General features: G+C 61.1%; 18 protein-coding genes. 9 read left to right on the top strand and 9 right to left on the bottom strand.

The genetic code is table 11. The annotated features are described in order from the left end of the window. From PspS04_RS12135 to PspS04_RS12105, 7 genes are all read right to left on the bottom strand, one after another. Positions 1-540, bottom strand: coding sequence for a (2Fe-2S)-binding protein (locus PspS04_RS12135; protein ID WP_095168494.1), 540 nt, complete (start codon positions 538-540; stop codon positions 1-3). Then, positions 533-3,364 (bottom strand): xanthine dehydrogenase family protein molybdopterin-binding subunit, encoded by a 2,832-nt coding sequence (locus PspS04_RS12130; protein WP_159995493.1) that lies wholly within the window; start codon positions 3,362-3,364, stop codon positions 533-535. The genes PspS04_RS12135 and PspS04_RS12130 overlap by 8 nt, the downstream gene beginning before the upstream one ends. A 279-nt stretch (positions 3,365-3,643) precedes the next feature. Beyond that, positions 3,644-4,342, bottom strand: coding sequence for an alpha/beta hydrolase (locus PspS04_RS12125; RefSeq protein WP_095168497.1), 699 nt, complete (start codon positions 4,340-4,342; stop codon positions 3,644-3,646). Between the two features lie 14 nt (positions 4,343-4,356). Further along, on the bottom strand, positions 4,357-4,590 hold the full coding sequence (locus tag PspS04_RS12120; protein WP_095168498.1) for a hypothetical protein: 234 nt from the start codon (positions 4,588-4,590) through the stop codon (positions 4,357-4,359). A gap of 95 nt (positions 4,591-4,685) precedes the next feature. Further along, a complete protein-coding gene (locus PspS04_RS12115; RefSeq protein WP_159995491.1) occupies positions 4,686-4,919 on the bottom strand; it encodes a hypothetical protein in 234 nt (77 codons plus the stop codon). Between the two features lie 643 nt (positions 4,920-5,562). Next, positions 5,563-5,742 (bottom strand): ribbon-helix-helix protein, CopG family, encoded by a 180-nt coding sequence (locus tag PspS04_RS12110; RefSeq protein WP_159995489.1) that lies wholly within the window; start codon positions 5,740-5,742, stop codon positions 5,563-5,565. 180 nt (positions 5,743-5,922) lie between these two features. Beyond that, on the bottom strand, positions 5,923-6,228 hold the full coding sequence (locus tag PspS04_RS12105; RefSeq protein WP_143501192.1) for a hypothetical protein: 306 nt from the start codon (positions 6,226-6,228) through the stop codon (positions 5,923-5,925). A 252-nt stretch (positions 6,229-6,480) separates the two neighbouring features. Here PspS04_RS12105 and PspS04_RS12100 point away from each other — a divergent pair, with 252 nt between their 5' ends. The 3 genes from PspS04_RS12100 (at position 6,481) to PspS04_RS12090 (ending at position 9,017) form a co-directional block, all read left to right on the top strand. Beyond that, positions 6,481-7,818, top strand: coding sequence for an MFS transporter (locus tag PspS04_RS12100; protein ID WP_095168505.1), 1,338 nt, complete (start codon positions 6,481-6,483; stop codon positions 7,816-7,818). A 236-nt stretch (positions 7,819-8,054) separates the two neighbouring features. Further along, positions 8,055-8,531, top strand: coding sequence for a hemerythrin domain-containing protein (locus PspS04_RS12095; protein WP_159995488.1), 477 nt, complete (start codon positions 8,055-8,057; stop codon positions 8,529-8,531). Positions 8,532-8,816: 285 nt separating this feature from the next. After that, positions 8,817-9,017: a hypothetical protein gene (locus PspS04_RS12090; protein ID WP_159995486.1), complete on the top strand. Its 201-nt coding sequence runs from the start codon at positions 8,817-8,819 to the stop codon at positions 9,015-9,017. A gap of 28 nt (positions 9,018-9,045) precedes the next feature. Here PspS04_RS12090 and PspS04_RS27770 read toward each other — a convergent pair whose 3' ends face one another. Then, entirely contained in the window at positions 9,046-9,408 is a 363-nt protein-coding gene (locus tag PspS04_RS27770) for a hypothetical protein (protein WP_237234989.1), read from the bottom strand. Between the two features lie 106 nt (positions 9,409-9,514). Then, positions 9,515-10,885 carry an aminotransferase-like domain-containing protein gene (locus PspS04_RS12080; protein WP_159995484.1) on the bottom strand — a complete coding sequence of 457 codons (1,371 nt, stop codon included), beginning with the start codon at positions 10,883-10,885 and terminating at the stop codon, positions 9,515-9,517. A gap of 136 nt (positions 10,886-11,021) precedes the next feature. On the opposite strand from PspS04_RS12080, the gene PspS04_RS12075 reads away from it, so the two are divergent. From PspS04_RS12075 to PspS04_RS12050, 6 genes are all read left to right on the top strand, one after another. Then, positions 11,022-12,311 (top strand): hydroxymethylglutaryl-CoA reductase, degradative, encoded by a 1,290-nt coding sequence (locus tag PspS04_RS12075; protein WP_159995482.1) that lies wholly within the window; start codon positions 11,022-11,024, stop codon positions 12,309-12,311. A 2-nt stretch (positions 12,312-12,313) separates the two neighbouring features. Next, a complete protein-coding gene (locus PspS04_RS12070) occupies positions 12,314-13,231 on the top strand; it encodes a hydroxymethylglutaryl-CoA lyase (RefSeq protein ID WP_159995480.1) in 918 nt (305 codons plus the stop codon). A gap of 58 nt (positions 13,232-13,289) precedes the next feature. After that, entirely contained in the window at positions 13,290-13,760 is a 471-nt protein-coding gene (locus PspS04_RS12065) for a hypothetical protein (RefSeq protein WP_159995478.1), read from the top strand. After that, on the top strand, positions 13,757-15,145 hold the full coding sequence (locus PspS04_RS12060) for a tripartite tricarboxylate transporter permease (RefSeq protein WP_159995476.1): 1,389 nt from the start codon (positions 13,757-13,759) through the stop codon (positions 15,143-15,145). Before PspS04_RS12065 ends, PspS04_RS12060 begins: the two co-directional genes overlap by 4 nt. 113 nt (positions 15,146-15,258) lie before the next feature. Further along, the gene (locus PspS04_RS12055; protein WP_159995474.1) at positions 15,259-16,533 is read left to right on the top strand and encodes an OprD family porin; all 1,275 of its coding nucleotides are present in this window, start codon (positions 15,259-15,261) and stop codon (positions 16,531-16,533) included. A 142-nt stretch (positions 16,534-16,675) separates the two neighbouring features. After that, entirely contained in the window at positions 16,676-16,885 is a 210-nt protein-coding gene (locus tag PspS04_RS12050) for a hypothetical protein (protein ID WP_159995472.1), read from the top strand. Positions 16,886-16,910: the final 25 nt, after the last annotated feature.

Raw genomic sequence — 16,910 nt, 5'->3', positions numbered from 1 at the left:
TCAACCCTCCTTGACCAGGCCAAGATCGTTGAGCACGTTGCGCGTGGCGCTGTAATAGCGCACGTAGCCGGTGCAGCGGCAGATGTGGTGACCGAGGCTGTCCTCGATCACCGCTTCCAGCTGGCTTTGCTTGATCGGCTGGCGCTGCAGTTTTTCCACCAGCACTGTCGCGGCATTGACGAACCCCGGCGCGCAGTAGCTGCACTGGAACGCGAATTCGTCGACGAAGCGCTGCTGGATCGGGTTCAGCTCAGTGACCTTGCCCGCCTCGTCGCGGGTCGCATGGCCCTCGATAGTGCGGATCTTCTTACCCTCGAAGTAGTGCGCGCCGGTGATGCAGGTGCGCACTTCCTCGCTGGTGCCGTCGGGGTTGTCGACGATCACCACACAGGCGTGGCAGATGCCCTGGCCGCAACCCAGGCGCGAGCCGGTAAGGTTTCGGTATTCGTGCAGGTAGTCGATCATCGGCAGATCATCAGGGACCTCGACGGGACCGACGGTTTGACCATTGAGGGTCATTTGGAGCGGACGGTTAGCCATTGAGGGCCTCCTTGATGCGCGCTGGAGTGATAGGCAGGTCACGGACCCGTTTGCCGATGGCGTGGGCCACGGCGTTGGCGATGGCGCCCACTACCGGGATCATCACCACCTCGGCGATGCCCTTGGAGGGGTCGCTCGGCGACAACGGTGGGAGGATTTCCGAGGTCTGTTTCCACACCGCGACATCCTTGGCCCGCGGCAGACGGTAACGGTTGAAGTTCCAGTCACCCTCCCCTGGCCCACCTTCGTACAACGGCATTTCTTCCAGCAACGCGTGGCCGATGCCCATGGCGATCCCACCCTCGAGCTGGCCCTTGACCAGTTCAGGCACCAGCACCCGGCCGCATTCCAGCCAGGAGTGATGGTTGAGCACTTGCACCTCGCCCGAACCTTTGTTGACTTTCAGCTCGACGATGGTCGCCACCGGGCTGTAATAGGTAACGGCGGCGTTGTTCAATTGCGTGGCCGGGTACACCACGTTCTGGCGGTCCAGCAGGTGGAAACCAGCGGTCTTCATCTGCGCCTTGATCGCCTGCGGCGCACCATCGCCGTACTTTACGGCCAGCGCATCAAGCGGCAGGCGTTCGCGCACACCGTTGATGTTGTACTCGGCCTCGGCCCAGCTCCAGCGGTTGAAACCATGCACCGTGGCGCCGGTCACCAGCCCACGTTCATGGGCACGCTTGGCCAGCACTGCCAATGGCAGCGGTTCCATGCCGTTGGCCGTCAGCTTGCCGTCGACCCAGTGGGCGTCTTCACGACGGACCACGTAGGGGTTGGCCTGGCCGCCAAACGGCCCCTGGCGCCAGATTTCCACGGCGGCAGGCCACAGGCCGTGGTTGAACAGCACGCGCGCCGCTTCGCGGGTGGCGTGGCTGAAGTAGTAGGCCGAGTTGGTGGCCGACGATGCCGAGGCAATCTTGCCAACCCAGCGTGGGTTGCGCAGCACGCTATCCTGCTCGGCCTGGCTCATGATGTAGGGGTTGCCGCTGCTGGTCAGCTGCAGCTCGTCCCACTCGGTTTCACCGGTCTTCACTTCGCTGGCCGGGCTGCCGAGGAAGTCGGCGACCACCAGGGCCTGGGAGGTGGACATGCCAGTGCCGATCTCGATGCCGATGTGGCGCAGGGTGATATGCCCTTGGGCGGTGAACTCGATGCTGGCCATCGGCGCTTCCGAACCGGTGCCGAAGTCTTTCTGGCAGATGGCAAAGCCGATCCCGTACCAGTTGTCGGGGTCCTTGGCATCTTCGGCCAGTTTCAAGGCCTTGCGGTTTTTCCACAGGTCGAAACCAGCAGCCTTCTCGAGAATCTCGTGCAGGCGCAAGGCCCCGGCCGGCACTGCGCCCTGGGTGTTTTTCATGCCCGAGAGCAACACGTTTTTCTTGCGCAGGTCGATGGCATCGATGCCGAGGCGATCGGCGATTTCGTCGACCATCATTTCGGTCGCGGCCATGCTCTGCAAGGTGCCGTAGCCGCGCATGGAGCCGGCTTCAACGCCGCGCGAGTGGTAGGCGGTCACTTGCAGGTCGTTCTGTGGCATGTAATAGATCGACTGCGCCGCCGTGGCACCGACCGCCGCCACTGAAGGGCTGTAGTTGATCCGACCGCCACCGTCGACGGTCATGTCGGCGCGGAAAATCTTGAAGCTGTGATCCTGCTTGTCGACCGCCAGTTGGTAGCGGATGTCGAACGGGTGGCGCTTGATCCCGCTCTGGAACTGCTCGTAGCGGTCGTTTGCCAGGCGCACCGGCACACCGTTGCCATACAACGCTGCCAGGGCCGCGTAGTAGACAAAGATGTTGTGGTCCTTGGAGCCATAACCCACGGTGTAGCCGGGGTGCATGTTCAGCGCGGCAAGGCCGAAACGCGACGGCGCGATCATCTTCGCGGTTTCCGAGGCGGCTTCCAGCGGGCACTGGGTCGCGACCACAAAATGCAGGGTCTTGGTCGCCGGGTCGTACCAGCCGTTGCCGTTGTCCGGTTCCAGGGCCGCAGGCTCGATGGACGGCGTCTTGTAGCGCTCGTCAAAGACCATCCAGCCGTCCGGCGGGGTTTGCAGTTGCTGCTGCATGCGGTCGGCATAAAACAGCCCGCGCTCGGTCAGGTTGCCGTGCACGTTGGGCTGGGCATTCCATACCGGGCGGCGTTCGCGAATCATCGGGAACAGGATCGAGTCCTTGAGGCTGGCGAATTCGTCTTCGTCGGCCGAAGTCGCACCGCCCACCCGCACGTAGCGGAAGCTGCCATAGGGGTCGCGGGTATAAAGCGGCGCCTGGGCACCGTAGCGGATTGCTTTGTCATTGAACTTGAGCTTGTTCTTGGCCTGGCGGAAACGCTCGAAGTCGTTCCAGATCAGGATCGCCACCGGATGGCCGATGAACATCGGCACCTTGCCCGTCGGCAACAATGGATCGGGGGCGTGGTCTTCCGGGAAGACAATGCCGTCCTGCTCCAGGTCCTGGGCGGTGACGATGCGATCGGGTTGCAGGTCGGCGCCCAGCAGCGCCAGGTCGAACCCTTCATAGATGCGGTCGGCACGAATGGTCTTGAGCAGCATCGCGTGGCCCTGCTGCTGGGGCCAGCCCGGCATATCCTTGGCACGGATGTCGCGGGCAAAAACCTTGCTGCCGCAGACCTTGGACAGCGAGTCGTTGCGCATGCGGGCCTTGCCGTTGTTGCCAAGCCATTGCTCGGACGGCACGGTCACGCTGTTTTCCATCAAGGCAGCCAGCGCCTGGGAGCTGAGCGGTGTCAGCGTCACGCTGACGCCAGCGATCAACCCGCCCTGCAGGAAGGAGCGCCGGGATATGTCACGGTTGGACATGGATCATCCTCTGGACGGCTATGAAATCCGTCCATGTCGTTATGGTGTTCTGGAAAATTCAGGTCATACAGAAACCCTTCCTGAAGATGCGAAGGGCCGACAAACCGAAAAAGTTGACCTAATGGTTAACTTTATCGAATTTGTCCGGCCTGGGCAAAAGTAATAGTAGTTGCAAGCTGAAATTTGTCCGGGCGTGGGACATGGGGGAGCAGTCGGCCGCCGCAAGCGGGCACCGCAAGCAGGCACCGCAAGCGGAGGACCACTCCTGCGGGGGAAGTCTCAGTCTTGACTGATGGTGCTGGCGGCCTGGTCGATCAACGCGGCTACTTCGACTGGCATCGAGGCCAGCGAGGCGTGACTGGCCTTGAGGGTGATCACTGCCTTGGCGTTCAAACGCGCCGCCATGCGCGTCTGGTTTTGCGGCGAGATCATCCGGTCCTCGCTGGAAATCTGATACCACGAGGGCTTGTGTTGCCAGGCCGGATCAGTGACGGTGTCGCCGAAGGTACTGGCCAACGGGGCCTTCTGCGTGATGCCCATGACCAGGCCTTCGCTGGCCGGCAGGTCCTGGCAGAAGCTCTGGTGATACAGCTCGGGCTTGACCCACAGGTAGCCATCGCTGTCGGGGGCCAGGTTGGCCGCAGCCTCTGGCAAGTGTTCCTGGGTGATGCCGCCGGGGCTCTCACCCGCCTGCGGGGCAAAGGCGGCGATAAACACCAGGCCGGCGACATTCGGCTGGTTGCCCGCCTGGGAAATCACTGCGCCGCCGTAGGAGTGACCCACCAGCAACACCGGTCCCGGCTCCTGCGCGATCATCTTGCGAGTGCGCTCGGCATCGTCGGCCAGTGACGTCAGCGGCAGTTCCACCGCGCGAATCCGCGTATGCCCCAGGCGCAACAGCTCGCCAATGACTTTGTTCCAATGTGCCGCACCACCCCAAAAACCATGGACCAGCACAATCGTCGGTTTAGCGCTCATCAGGTAACTCCCGCTCAGGTGCTCAGATTGATTTTGTGAGCCTTGACTTCATTGGCGTAGCTGACGAGCCGCGCCTCGGTTTTCTCGAATACCTCGCACATCCTCAGCAACGCCTGCGCATCCACCGGGTTGCCGGCCTGGTGCAGTCGCTCGGCAATGGCCTTGATGTCCACCGCTGACCAGCGCAGGTCCGATGCAATGCCTTGCAGGTCGCGCCGCAGTTGCTGTTCCGGCTTGTTGAGTAACATGACAATGACCTCCGTCTCTGGGTACGACTGGATAAGGTGCACGGGAAAACTGTAGCACCTTAATCGCCCGACTTGATCGCGGCTGGATACGCGTGTCATTGCGCTTGGATTCGGAAATCGCGGAACAACTCTTCCTTGATGATCAACAGGGCATCCTCGTAGTACCGCTCGCCGCGGGCTTCGCTCAAGGGTACGCGCCTGACGCTCATCTCAGCACCGGCGGGCCTGTGCTCGCAGGTGAGGAAGAACTGCGCAGTCTGCGGGTCGAATTCCAGGTAATAGAACAGCTCGCGCCCTTCCCGGTGCCAATAGCCAATTTCTCTGCGCATCAATGACCCATCCACCTGTTCAAGTGCGGTCATTCTAACGGGAGAGCTGGTTGAGGAAGGGCGACGGGAGAGAAAGTGATCAATGAGCCCTTTGCGCGTTGCGCGAGCAGTTGGCCAGAGGCGCAGCAATTGACCCGAAGGGTGGCATCGGACTCATTGATCGTTGCCCAGCACAATGTTGGGCGATTTCCATTTGAGCAAATGGACATGCAGTGCACGTCGCGAGTCGACCCACTGTGTGCGGGGCGACTGCCGTGCAGCTACTTTTTTAGCAGAGGCCCATGGGACGGTCTAATAACCTTTTGTCCTGGCCTTATGGAGCCTGGGAATATCAACCAACGGGTTTGAAGGTCAAATTTCAGGCAAAAAAAAGCCCAAGTAGCTGATGGAAACTTGGGGCTTAAAAATGCATAAACCGTGGTGGTGAACGCGGGGCGATATTAACCCGACCTGACGACTTGTAACAAGATATTTACATGTAGAAAAATGAAATAATTTTTAGCTAAGTGCTTAAATAACCACACTTTTTTTACGTAAAAGACGGATTGCCGATCTTCAAAAATGCCAGGGACACGCAACGCCGGGCACCGGCTCGGCGGTCAAGACAAGACCGCGGCCACGGCTGTACGTCGAACCCAACGAACTACTGGATAGAATGTCTCGGTGTTGTTACCGGATGGCTGCTGGACGCTTCCAGATAGTCTTTTATGAGCTTACGAATGACTTGCGAAGTGGTCAGGTCAGAGAGCGCAGCGAGATCTTCAAGTTCTTTCTTGGTCGGCTGGTCAATCAATATGGTCAGGCGTGCAGTTCTATTGGGCATTTTACGATCCTTGTGACCTGCGCAGCGATGTGAAGGCTGCGAGCGGAATTCCAGTTCCTGGTTTAAATGATAAATACAATATTCTTAAGCCCAGTGGACCATAGTCAAAACCTCGGGTATTGCCCAACTTTCTGCGCGAAACACCGGACCGGTGCCCGCACCCTCAGACGCGCTGTGGCTTCAACGCTTGGTGCAGATCGGACTGTTGGCGTGAGTCATCGCGCGTTCGGCACCCATGCTGTAGTAATGCATGGGACCTGCGCTGCAGAGCGTTTCCGGCAGGCCCCAAGGGTCTTCAGTGATACGGCTTTCGACCACCAGGCAGCCAGTGGCTTCGTAGGTCCCGACAAAAACCACCTCGACTTTGCCCTCGCGCTTGCCAGAGGCAATTTCCGAAACACGGCCATTTTCATGGTAAACCGTCACAAAATGCGCATCCGGGTATTGCTGCATGAACAGCTGATACACATTGGATCTTATATACATCTAACAACTCCTGGCTCAACCACCCACTAGTTGCCAACAGTAGCGCGACTTCGCGGTTAATTTCCACCCACTAACTTTGCTACTAACTGACAAAGTAGAGTAACCAGGCATTATTCAACCAAAACAGCGTCATACCCACAGGGTATGGTACTGCACCCATTTGATATTAGACGCCCGCCCCCTCGGGCTTTAGCGTGATGCTCAGCAGGTGCGCCTGAAAAAACTACAACTAGAAAGCACTCGGAGCCCCCCATGAGCAGTCACTACTCAATACCCGAACTGATCGATGACTCGCGCCTCAGCGCCTTTCAGTGGCGGATTTTCACCCTGTGCTTCCTGGTGGCGATCCTCGATGGATTTGATACCCAGGCCATTGCCTTCACCGGGCCGTCGATTATCCAGGCCTTTGGACTAGGTCCCGGGGCTCTGGCGCCGATTCTCACCGCGGGCATCGTCGGCATGGTGCTGGGCGCCATGTCGCTGGGGCTGCTCGGCGACAAGCTGGGCCGACGCCCGACCATCATCGGCGCCGTGGCGCTCTTTGGCTGCGCCACCCTGGCAACCGCATTCGCGCAAACCACCGAGCAGATCCTGGTTCTGCGCTTTATCGCCGGTCTCGGCATGGGCGGTGCGACCCCAGTGGTGCTGTCGCTGGCGGCGGAATACGGGCCGGCGAAAAACCGCGGCACCATCATGACCACCGTCCTGCTCGGCCTGCCTGCCGGCGCGATTCTCGGTGGATTGCTCGCGGCCAAAATGCTCCCGGTGATTGGCTGGCAGGGGATTTTCCTGGTCGGTGGAATCACCCCGCTGGTGCTGCTGGCGGTGCTGATGATCTGGCTGCCGGAGTCGCTGCACTTTCTCACCCGCCATCGCCTTGGCAGCCAGCGCGCGCGGATCGAACGTATTGTCGCCACCATCAGCGGACGTCAAACGCCGGCAGACAGCACCTTCAGCGTGCCCGAAGTCGAGGTCAAGACCAGCGTCAACTCATTGTTCAGCGGCGGCCTGGCGCGCACCACCTGCGGCATCTGGACCATCTACCTGTTCAACTGGGTCGCCTGGTTCATGTTCCTGTCCTGGTTGCCGACCGTGCTCAAGGCCACCGGACTCCCCGCCGAACAGGCGCCCATGGGCACTGTGGCGGTGAACACGGTGTTCGTGGTCTGCGCGATTCCGCTGGCTATCATCCTGCCGAAAATCAACGCTCGCCTGTTGCTGCTGGCGCTGTTCCTGTTCGGCATCGCCATCAGTTGGGGCCTTGCCAATAGCGGCACCAACTGGTCGCTGGTGTTCATCCTCGCCGGCGCCGCAGGCCTGGGCATCGGCGGGCAGCAGATCGTGCTCAACTACATGGTCGCCCAGGCCTACCCCACCGCCTTGCGGGCCACCGCCACCGGCTGGGCGATTGCCCTGGGTCGGGTCGGCGCCATCATTGGCTCGGCGAGTGGCGGCTGGTTTCTCGAACATGGCGGTCCATCGGGCTACTACAGTGCGCTGATCGTGCCACTGGTGATCGCAACCGCCGGGTTGCTGATCATCCGCAGCCAACCCCAGGCCGTGCCCGCTCATTCGCCAGTGTCACACTGACTGACGTAGGGCGTGACGAACATCCAGTCCCAGACGACAGGTGGGCTATTTGCATGGCGCAACCCACTATTTCGTGCAAGCTGCATGGCATCGCGCGCCCAGCCGACACATAAACCTTTGATTTTACATGACTAATTAATTCATCCCGCTGGCACAGGCCCTGCAACCTCTATTGGGAGTTTGCGCGCTAGGCACAGACCTACCGCAATGCCCCCGTGACCAAAGAGGTGACCTGCATGAACGCCATTGACCTGTTGCAAGCTGACCACGAACGCGTCAAAGCCATTCTCACCCAACTCAGTGAGTCGACCGATCGCGCCGTGAAAAAACGCACCGAACTGGTGGCCAAGCTGGAGATGGAGATCGCCATCCACACCCGCCTGGAAGAGGAGATCCTGTACCCCGCGTTCAAGAAAGCCGGGGGCAAGGAGCAGGACGAAATGTACTACGAAGCCAAGGAAGAACACCGCACAGTCGATTCCCTGGTATTGCCCGACCTCAAGCTGACCGACCCCACCACCCCGCAATTCGCCGGTCGGGCCAAGGTGGTCAAGGAGCTGCTGGAGCATCACATCGAGGAGGAAGAAACCGAGATGTTTCCCCAGGCGAAAAAACTCTTGGGCAAGGCCACACTCGAAGAACTGGGTAAACAGATGGAAGCCATGAAGGCCCAGTACAAAAAAGACCTAAGCGCCGGCAAAATCGCCGCCTGACCGCCGGCAGTGCTGGCCCAGCCGTCATGCGTTGGGCCAGACTGCCCCTCTGTGCGCGAACAGTTAATAGGACTGCATGCAATTCAGTCACAATTGTTTAACGCAACTCCCCCACCATTCGTCGCGTAGCGATAAGTCATGGGGTTAGCCCTATACTGTCTGGCTTAGGGATTGCACAGGCCCGCACTAGCGCCGCACAACGTCGGAATTCTGACGCGCAGGGCTAATTCAATCTAACGTTCAAGGACACCAGCGAAACGCTTGGTCAGTCATCGGAGATGTATCGTGTCAACTCTTTCTGAAATCGCAGCGAACCACGCGAAAATGGCCAAGGAACTGGAACAAGAGTCGACCCGACTGAGTGAGCGCGCGCCCCAGGTGGTGGGCAATCTGGAAATTACCTGCACCGATGAGCAACCGCCGATACCGCTGCACCTCATGGCCGGCGCACAGGACAACACGCTCGGTCAGGCCGCCAGCTACTGACGCACAGGCGTCAGCAATCAGGTGCTTTTCAGTCCTGATCCGAACCCCCCATGCATTGCGCGGTGCTAGCAAAGGAAGTGCCCGCCTGCTGGACTAAAGCACGCCACTCATCACTGCTGATCAGTTGGGTGCGCTCCATGTGGTCGGCGGCGAGCAGCAGTTTGTCGTAACGATCCTCGGCGTTGATCAGGCTTGGCGGCATCAGGAACAACCTGCGCCAATTGGTCAGCGCCTGGTTCCTCAGGTCATCTTTCATAGGCTCCCCTAAATTGCCTGTACCGGTCGCGACTAGCCGAAGGTCAGCATGCTGAACAGATTGAAAACCGTATAGGCCGTGGCAGCCATCAAGATCAATGCCGCGAAGATTTTTTGTTTTATCAAGTGCAAACATCCCTGTCCCGACGGCGTGGCGGCACGCTGATGTGCCGCTCGAGAGTATGCCGACAGCAATATCAATACGCCATCACCCTCGACAAAAAAAACCTGCCCGCCCGCACTCAGCCCCGCAGTACAGCCTTGAGCAACGGATCATTCAGATACGCAACGTTCAATCGGGTCCATGGATTGATGCGCGACTGCTCTGCGGAAAAAATGTGCCCCGGGGCGATCATGAAGCCCTTGGGCAGCAGTTGCCGAGTCAACTCCCGGGCGTCCTCGATGTGGGGAAACCTGACCCACAGATACAGGCTCTGCTCTGGGCAGACGAAGACCTCGGCGCCGATCTCCTCCAGCATCTGCAAGCCCGCAGCGGTGGCGTTTTTCAAGCGTTCCTGGAGTCGAATCAGATGCCGCAGGAAATGCCCTTCCGTCAGGATCACGTCGACGGTGCGCTCACACAGCTCCGAAGTGCTGGTGTGCAGGAGCATTTTCAGGTCGCCCAGTTCGTCGATCACCTCTTTGCTCCCGGCGATAAAGCCAACCCTCAATGCCGCCGATACCGACTTGGAAAAGCTGCCCACGTACAACGAGCGTTGCAACTGATCCAGCGCAGACACCCGGATCGCCGACGCCGGTTTGAAGTCGGCCAGGGCGTCGTCGTCCACCAGAATAAACTGGTGTTGTTGCGCCAGCTGCACCAGCCGATGAGCCTTGCCAGGGGAAATATCGGAGCCAGTGGGGTTGTGCCCAAGCGACTGGATGAAAAACAACTTGGGCTTGTGCAGGAGCAGGTGTTGCTCCAGCACGTCCATGTCCGGCCCATCCGCCAACCTGGGCACCGATAACATCCGCGCGCCTTGCAACTGCAACTTGCCGAACAGCGGGTAGTAGCCTGGGTCCTCGACCAGCACGCCATCGCCCGGGGCAATGAAGCGGCGGATGATCAGGTCCAGTGCGTGATTGGCGCCGTGGGTGGTGACAATCTGCCGCGCACTGGCGCCGATCGAATAGCTCGCCAGCTTCTGTACCAGGTGCTGGCGCAGACTGGCATTACCCAGGCGGTTGCCATAGCGAAACAGCGTGGTGACTCCGGTGCGCATGATTTGCCGGGTGAACTTGTCCAGGCGCATGTCCATCAACCACTCCACCGGTGGAAACCCCTCACCCAGCGGTGAGTGTCCCGGTTCCCGCACGAACTGCTGGCGCATCAGCCAGATGGTGTCCATCGCCCGCGTGAACGGCAGGGGTTCTTCCGGCTCGCTGCTGCTGGTTGCGCCCTGTTTGACGAAAAACCCCTGGCCGTGCCGGGCCTCGACCAAGCCTTGCGAGGCCAGCGCTTCATAGGCGTTGATCACCGTGTTTTTCGAATGACCGAACAAGCGCATGCACTCGCGCAGCGAAGGCAAGCGATCCCCCTCGCGGTAGGTGCCATTGCCGATCTGCTCGACCAGCGATGCGCTCAGTTGTTCAGCCAGTGTCAGTCGCGCCATAGTCGCTCATCCGCCATCAATGATCACCGAGGGTACAGCTTAGGTACTGTCTGTCCAAACTGTACCTTTTTTACCGGAACACATGCGCTTAGGGTGACGGCAACTTAAAAACAATAACTGCAAGAGGCCTCCTCCCATGAGTATCGACTCCCGTCTCCCCATGTTCCGCAGCATGTCGCCGGCCGCGCGCCTGGAGCATTTGCAAGAGCTGCTCGGGCTTGGCGAGGATGATGTGACCCTGCTGCGCGATGCCGGCGCCCTGCCCCTGGACATCGCCGACGGCATGATTGAAAACGTGATCGGCAAGTTCGAACTGCCCTACGCCGTGGCGAGCAATTTCCAGATCAATGGCCGCGACGTGATAGTGCCGCTGGTGGTGGAAGAACCTTCGGTGGTCGCCGCCGCATCGTTCATGGCCAAGCTGGCCCGCGAGGCCGGTGGATTCCAGACCTCCAGTTCGCTGCCGCTGATGCGCGCCCAGGTGCAGATCGTCGACATCGCCGATCCGTTCAACGCCCGCCTGAGCCTGTTGCGCCACAAAGAGCAAATCATCGAGCTGGCCAACCGCAAGGACCAACTGCTCAACCAGCTCGGTGGCGGCTGCCGCGACATTGAAGTGCACACCTTCGCCCAGAGCCCACGCGGGCCGATGCTGGTGGCACACCTGATTGTCGACGTGCGTGATGCCATGGGGGCCAACACCGTCAACACCATGGCCGAGGCGGTGGCGCCGCTGCTGGAAGAAATCACCGGCGGCAAGGTGCGCCTGCGGATTCTCTCCAACCTGGCGGACCTGCGCCTGGCCCGGGCCCAGGTGCGCATTGCCCCCGAACTGCTGACAACCGCCGCCTATCAGGGCGAGGAAGTCATCGAAGGCATTCTCGACGCCTACAACTTCGCCGTGATCGATCCCTACCGCGCCGCCACCCACAATAAAGGCATCATGAATGGCATCGACCCGCTGATCGTCGCCACCGGCAACGACTGGCGCGCCGTGGAAGCCGGGGCTCACGCCTATGCCTGCCGTAACGGCCATTACGGCTCCCTGACCACCTGGGAAAAAGACCGCCAGGGCCATCTGGTCGGGACCCTGGAAATGCCGATGCCGGTCGGACTGGTCGGCGGCGCCACCAAGACTCACCCGCTGGCACAACTGTCGCTGCGCATCCTCGGTGTGAAGACCGCCCAGGAGCTGGCGGAGATCGCCGTCGCCGTTGGCCTGGCGCAAAATCTGGGAGCGTTGCGGGCGTTGTCCACCGAGGGCATTCAACGCGGCCACATGGCCCTGCATGCCCGCAACATTGCACTCTCGGCAGGCGCCAAGGGCGAGGAAGTCAGCTGGCTGGTCAAGCAAATGGTCGAGTCCCGCGATGTACGTGCCGACAACGCGGCGCGCCTGCTCGAACAAAAGCGTGGGCAGTGCTGAGCATGCCCTTGGATCATGTACGCCTGGTGGAAGTCGGCGCCAGGGACGGCCTGCAGAATGAGCGACGCACTTTGCCGGCGTCGGTCCGGGTGCAGTTGCTGGAGCGCCTGGCCGACGCTGGTTTGCGGACCCTGGAAGCCGGCGCGTTTGTATCAACGCGCTGGGTACCGCAGATGGCGGGCACCGACCAGGTGCTCAAGGCCCTGCCTTCGCGCGCCGGTGTCAGCTGGACCGCGCTGGTGCCCAACGTCCAGGGGCTGGAAGCCGCCATCGCCGCAGGCTGTCGCGAAGTCGCGGTGTTCGCCGCAGCTTCAGAGGCGTTCTCGCAGCAGAACATCAACTGTTCTATCGAGCAAAGCCTGCGCCGTTATCAGGAAGTGATCGTGCGTGCCCGGGATGCCGGCGTCCGGGTCCGCGGCTACGTGTCGTGTGTCATGGGCTGCCCTTTCACTGGCCAGGTCAAACCCGAGGCTGTCGCGGCCGTCAGCGCGGCACTGTTTGGCATGGGCTGTTATGAGATCAGCCTGGGCGACACTATCGGTACCGGCACGCCCGCGGCGACAACTCGCTTGATCGAAGCCTGTAGCCAGGTGGTGCCGGTCAGCGCGCTGGCCGGGCACTTTCATGACACCTATGGCATGGCGATCGCCAATATCCATGCAGCACTGGCAAGCGGAGTCCGGACATTCGACAGCTCGGTTGCCGGCCTGGGCGGCTGTCCGTATTCGCCAGGGGCCACCGGCAATGTGGCGACCGAGGACGTGATTTACCTGCTGGACGGCCTGGGCATGAGCCATGGCGTCGATCTGGATGCGCTGATCGAAGTCGGTGAATTCATCAATGCCGAGCTCGGCCGGGAGACCGCATCCCGTGTGTCCCGCGCGCTGCTGGCGAAGCGTGGCAGGTTGCACATCCAGTAAGCCGCATCTCTTCACGTTCATAACAATAAAAGCCCGCAAGGGCAGTGGGAGAACCTCCATGAAACAAGAGCTCTACGAAGTCTGGGGCGACACGGTCGACGCCCGTCACCTGGTCTACGCCATTGGTATTGGCGCCACCGTCAGCCTCGGCACCTTCTTCATCGCGCAACACCTGCTGGTGGGCTGGGTCGAGTCGGCACAGATGGCCCGCGCCTACGCGATGCTGGTAGGGATCCTTGGCTGCCTGGCCGGTGGCGCCATCAGCGCGCGGCTGTTCAAGCCCAAGCGGCATGTGATCGAACACGTGGCGGATCCGGCATGGCGAGCAAAAATCCTCATTGAATTGCAGAACGAGTACGACCCCCTCGGCCGCCTGTCCGACCTGCCGCCGGCGACGATCGCGGAACTGCGGGAAATGGACCTCTACGAGTTGTTTGCCGATTACGAGAAAGGCCTTGCCGCGCCAGATGTCCCGGCAGCCCCCGGCGCATCCATCAGCGCAGTACGCAGCCATGGGAGTCGGTCATGATCGCTCCCCTGTTGGATCAGATTCTCATCGCCTTGGGCATGGGCATCCTCGGCGCAGTGATTTTTGCCGGGATCGGACTCATCTCCGGCAGCGATGAAACCACTACCCTCGCCCCCTTGACCTTGCTCGTGGTGCTGCTGGGCGTGCCCGCCGCCGGGGTGCTGACCTTCTTCCTCGCGGGAGCGGTGGCCAAGCACATGACCCATGCCGTGCCCACGGCGCTGCTGGGGATTCCGGGCGACACCATGGCCACGCCACTGATGCGCGAAGCCAACTTCCTGCGTAACCTGGGCGTTCCGCACATTGCCCTGCGCAAGATGATTTCCGGTGCAGTGATTGCGGCGTTGATCGCGGTGCCGATGGCCGTGCTGTTCGCCCTGATGCTCGCGCCCTTCGGTGACATGATCAAGCATGCCGCCCCCTGGGTGTTCCTGCTGGCGGCAATCGCCATCGCCTGGTTCTCCAAAGGTCGCCTGGCGGCCGTGCTGACGCTGATCCCCTTCGTCATGGTGATTGTCGGCCTGCAAAGCATTACCGGGCAGTACGGGGTCAAGCTCAGCGTCAGTTACTTCCTGGGCATAGCCATCGGGCCGCTGATCGCCGCGCTGTTCTCCATGCTCGCACCGGCCGAGCGGGCGACCATGCGCCGTGAGGAAGTGCGCACGTTCTCGCTGTCGCCCGACGTCAAAAGCTGGGGCGGGTTCTTCCCCAATCCCCTCAAGGTGCTGGACAGCAAACAGAGCATGTGGACGGCGATTACCGCGGTCGTCTCCAGCGCCACCTTTGTGTTCAGCCCGGTGGCCATGACCGTGATCATGGGCGAGGTCGTCGGCTCGCGGATCAAGCACGTCTACCATCGCCTGACCACGGTCATTACCGCGCGCAACGGGGTGACCGAATCCACCTACCTTGCCGAGGCACTGATCCCGCTGATCGCCTTTGGACTGCCCCTGAGTCCCGTCGCTGCGGGCCCGGCTGCGCCATTGTTCAATGCGCCTCCGCGTTTTAGCGTCGACACCGCAACGGGCCAGGTCAACAACCTGCACACCCTGCTCAACACCTGGGAGTTCCTCGGCTACGGCATGTTGGCGGTGGTGGTGGCGATCCTGATCGCTTACCCGTTCACCATGAATTACGCCCACAGGGCGGCGTCCTATGTGTCGCGCAAGATCAGCCACGAGGCAGTGATCTCGACCTTCGTTGGCCTGATCCTGGTGATCGGCATCTGGGAGGGCGGCCTCCTGGGCTTGGCGGTGATCGTCACCATCGGCCTGCTGGGCGGTTTTCTCTCACGCTTCCTGGGCTTCAACATCGGGGTGCAGTTCATGGGCTACTACACCGCCGTGCTCACGGTCCCGGCCCTGGTTGCCCTGTTGCACAGCTAGGGCTTGGCGGCACCTCGTCCCGTCGTAAGCCACCACTACTCAAACAGCGCAGTTTTTGCGCAGGCCTCGCCCTGCGGGGGAGTCCTGCGCTTTAAAAAAAGGAAATAACAATAATGAAGATCCTTGCACGCTCAAGCGCACCCCGCCTGGCCACCCTTTTGCGACCTGCAGCGCTGGGGATTGTGTGCTCGACCGCTGCGGCCGGGGCATCGGCCGAAGGTTTTGTCGACGACGCCAACGCCACCCTCAACCTGCGCAACTTCTACCACAACCGCAACTTTGTCGACCCGACCTATCCGCAAGGCAAAGCCGAAGAGTGGACGCAAAGTTTCATCCTCGACATGCGCTCAGGCTATACCGCCGGCGCAGTCGGCCTTGGGGTCGATGTGTTGGGCCTGTACTCGCTCAAGCTCGATGGCGGGCGCGGGACTGCCGGCACCCAATTGCTGCCGACCCATGACAGCGGCAGGCCCGCAGACGATTTCGGCCGCTTCGGCGTGGCGCTCAAAGCCAGGTTCTCGGCCACCGAACTGAAGGTCGGAGAATGGATGCCCCTGCTGCCGATCCTGCGCTCCGATGATGGCCGCTCCTTGCCCCAGACCTTTCGCGGCGCACAGCTGACTTCAAGGGAAATTACCGACCTGACCCTCTACACCGGGCAGTTTCGCGGCAACAGCCCGCGCAACGACGCCAGCATGGAGCGCATGTTCATGGCCGGGCGGCCCAGCGCGACCTCGGATCGCTTCAACTTCGCCGGGGGTGAATACCAGTTCAATGACAAGGCCACCCAGGTGGGCCTGTGGCATGCCCAACTGGAGGATATCTACCAGCAGCAATACCTGAATGTGCTGCATAGCCAGGTGCTGGGAAGTTGGAAATTGGGGGGTAACCTTGGGCTGTTCCTGGGCGACGAGGATGGCGCGGCCAAGGCCGGCGAGATGGACAACAAGACCGTGTCACTGCTGCTGTCCGCCAAGACCGGCGCCAACACCTTTTACCTGGGACTGCAGCGCGTCTACGGCGAGACCGGCTGGATGCGGGTCAACGGCACCGCCGGCTACCCCTTGGCCAACGACACCTACAACTCGAGCTATGACAATGCCCGGGAGCGCTCCTGGCAACTGCGTCACGACTTCGATTTCGCGGCGCTGGGGGTACCAGGGCTGACGATGATGAATCGCTACCTGTCCGGCGACCATGTCCAGACCGCCAACACCCGCCAAGGCAAGGAATGGGGCAGAGAGTCCGAGCTGGCCTATGTCATCCAGAGCGGCCCGTTCAAGGACCTCTCCGTGCGCTGGCGCAACTCCACCCTGCGCCGGGACTTCAGCAACTACGACATTGATGAAAACCGCCTGATCTTCAACTACCCCATCAAGTTCCTGTAGTCGCAGGCCCCTGCGTCGGCAAGCCAACGCCTGCAATCGGCGCAGCGCAAAAAAATTGCGCTGCGCCCCTGCCGACGCACACGCGTCCGGCCTCCTCCCGCTGATGTGGCTGCTACGCTGAAACCACCACGGAGGATTCACCATGCCCAATTCCGACCTGCTGCCTTCCCTGCTCTTCAAGCTCAACGAAAACCAGCTCGCCCTCGAAGCGGCCATCCTGGAGTTGTCGAACTGGGTCGAACTGAGCGGCTCGGCCGATGTCGCCGACCACGTGCGCAGCGCCCTGGACACCATCGACCACAACGAGGAATTCATCAGCCTGACGCTGGCGGTGCTGATGACGCCCGAGTGACCCAGTGCCTGCCCCCGGCACAGGT

The sequence above is a fragment of the Pseudomonas sp. S04 genome, assembly GCF_009834545.1.
Lineage (GTDB): Bacteria > Pseudomonadota > Gammaproteobacteria > Pseudomonadales > Pseudomonadaceae > Aquipseudomonas.
This window is presented reverse-complemented; position numbering and strand designations above follow the sequence as displayed.